Origin of the sequence: uncultured Aquincola sp. (genome assembly GCF_964001545.1) — a bacterium.
Lineage (GTDB): Bacteria > Pseudomonadota > Gammaproteobacteria > Burkholderiales > Burkholderiaceae_C > Aquincola.
In genome coordinates this window covers 1-2,119 of sequence record NZ_CAXFDV010000668.1, presented here as the reverse complement: position 1 = coordinate 2,119, position 2,119 = coordinate 1, and the positions used below count along the sequence as shown (strand labels likewise).

Below are 2,119 nucleotides of genomic sequence, written 5' to 3'. Positions count from 1 at the left end.
GCCCCGGCGACAGGTTGAGGTAGCTGTGCGTGGGCCGCGCGAAGCAGTAGATGCAGCCGTGCTCGCAGCCCCGGTAGGGGTTGATCGACAGGTCGAAGGAGATGTCGGGCGAGTCGTTGCCCGACAGGATGGACTTGACGTTCTCTTCCACCAGTTCGGTGCCGGGCGGCAGCCGTTCTTCCTGCGCCGCCTGCTCCAGTGCACCCCAGCCGTCGTCGAAGGCTTCACGCGCATCGCGGGTGAAACGGTGCTCGATCGCCCACACCGTGCCGCGGCCCTTCAGCGGCGTGCGGGGGGCATAAAGCAAGGTGGCGGCGGGTTGGGCATCGGGGCGCATACTGTGAATATATACAGTCCACGCCACCAGTGCAAAGGCGGGGTTGCCGCCCCAGATCAGTATTCGTCGCTGGCGCTGCCGGGCGCGAGGTTGTCGAACTTGGTCAGCGGCTTCAGGAAGGTCAGCTTCACCGTGCCCACCGGGCCGTTACGCTGCTTGCCGATGATGATCTCGGCCACGCCCGGCTCCTTCGAGTCCTTGTTGTAGTACTCGTCGCGGTAGATGAACATGATGACGTCCGCGTCCTGCTCGATGGCGCCCGATTCGCGCAGGTCGCTCATCATCGGCCGCTTGTCGGTGCGTGTTTCCACCGAGCGGTTGAGCTGCGAGAGCGCGATCACCGGGCACTGCAGCTCCTTGGCCAGCGCCTTCAAACCGCGCGAGATCTCGCCGATCACGGTGGCCCGGTTTTCTTCGTTGCTGCTGCTGGTGCCGCTCATCAGCTGCAGGTAGTCGATGACGATCAGCCCCAGCTTGCCGCAGGTGCGGGCCTGGCGGCGTGCGCGGGCGCGCAGTTCGGCCGGGTTCAGCGCCGGCGTTTCGTCGATGAACACGCTGGCCTTGGACAGCTTGTCCACCGCCTCGGTCAGCCGGCCCCATTCGTCGTCACGCAGCGCGCCGGTGCGCAGGTGCTGCTGGTCGATGCGGCCGAGCGAGCCCACCATCCGCAGCGCCAGTTGCGAGGCGCCCATTTCCATCGAGAACACCACCGCCGGCAGGCCTTCGTTCACCGCCACGTGCTCGGCGATGTTCAGCGCAAACGCCGTCTTGCCCATCGAAGGACGGGCGGCCAGCACGATCAGGTCGCCGGGCTGCAGGCCGGCGGTCATGCGGTCCATGTCGTAGAAGCCAGTGCGCACGCCGGTCACTTCCTCGGCGCCGTTTTCGGCCAGCTCGGTCACACGGTCGATCAGCTGCATGACCAGGTGGTCCATGCTCTGAAAGCCCTGCTTGGTGCGCGAGCCTTCTTCACCGATCTTGAAGATCTTGCCTTCGGCCTCGTCCAGGATCTGCGACACCGCCCTGCCCTGCGGGTTGAAGGCATTGGTGGCGATCTCGTCGCTGGCCTCGATCAGCTTTCGCAGGATGGCCCGCTCGCGAACGATCTCGGCATAGCGGCGCAGGTTGGCCGCGCTGGGCACGCTTTGCGCCAGCGCATTGAGGTACACCAGCCCGCCGCATTCTTCGGCCTTGCCCAGGCTTTGCAGCTGCTCGAACACCGTGATCACGTCGGCCGGCTTGTTGGCGTTGATCAGCTGGCCGATCACGCCGTAGATGGCCTTGTGCTCGAAGCGGTAGAAGTCGGTTTCCTGCAGGATGTCGCCGGCGCGGTCCCAGGCACCGTTGTCGAGCAACAGGCCGCCGAGCACGCTTTGCTCGGCCTCGATCGAATGCGGCGGCACCCGCAGGCGGGCTACTTCATCGTCGCGCGGGGCGCCCGGGAACACAGGGCTCTGGAAGACTGCAGACATGGTGGGGAGCATAAGCCGGCCCGGCACAGCGGCCTGTGGACAGACCTGTGCATGACCTGGGGAACTTCAGCGGATAACCGCTCGCGCAAAAAGAAAAAGGCCGGCGATCAGCCGGCCTTTGGTGCAACGTGGAACGCTGCGTCGATCAGTCGGTTTCGCCGACCACCACGATGGTGACTTCCGACACCACATCGGTGTGCGGGGCCACGGCCACGGTGAAGTCGCCGATGGTCTTCAGCGGGCCATTGGGCAGGCGCACTTGCGACTTGGCGATCTCGAAGCCTTCCTTCTTGAGGGCTTCGGCGATGTC

Annotated in this window: 2 protein-coding genes and 1 pseudogene; all 3 read right to left on the bottom strand. The window is 65.4% G+C overall.

What is annotated here, in order from left to right; genetic code table 11:
• Positions 1-337 (bottom strand): annotated as a pseudogene (locus ABNT58_RS23525) (radical SAM protein); the annotation flags it as partial.
• Positions 338-393: 56 nt separating this feature from the next.
• The gene (gene dnaB, locus ABNT58_RS23520) at positions 394-1,809 is read right to left on the bottom strand and encodes a replicative DNA helicase (protein ID WP_348755826.1); all 1,416 of its coding nucleotides are present in this window, start codon (positions 1,807-1,809) and stop codon (positions 394-396) included.
• Between the two features lie 145 nt (positions 1,810-1,954).
• On the bottom strand, positions 1,955-2,119 hold a 165-nt coding region (locus tag ABNT58_RS23515), incomplete at its 5' end, for a 50S ribosomal L9 C-terminal domain-containing protein (protein ID WP_348755827.1).

Excerpts from the sequence above, each read along its gene's own strand:
- dnaB (WP_348755826.1), bottom strand. The coding sequence starts at position 1,809 with ATGTCTGCAGTCTTCCAGAGCCCTGTGTTCCCGGGCGCCCCGCGCGAC.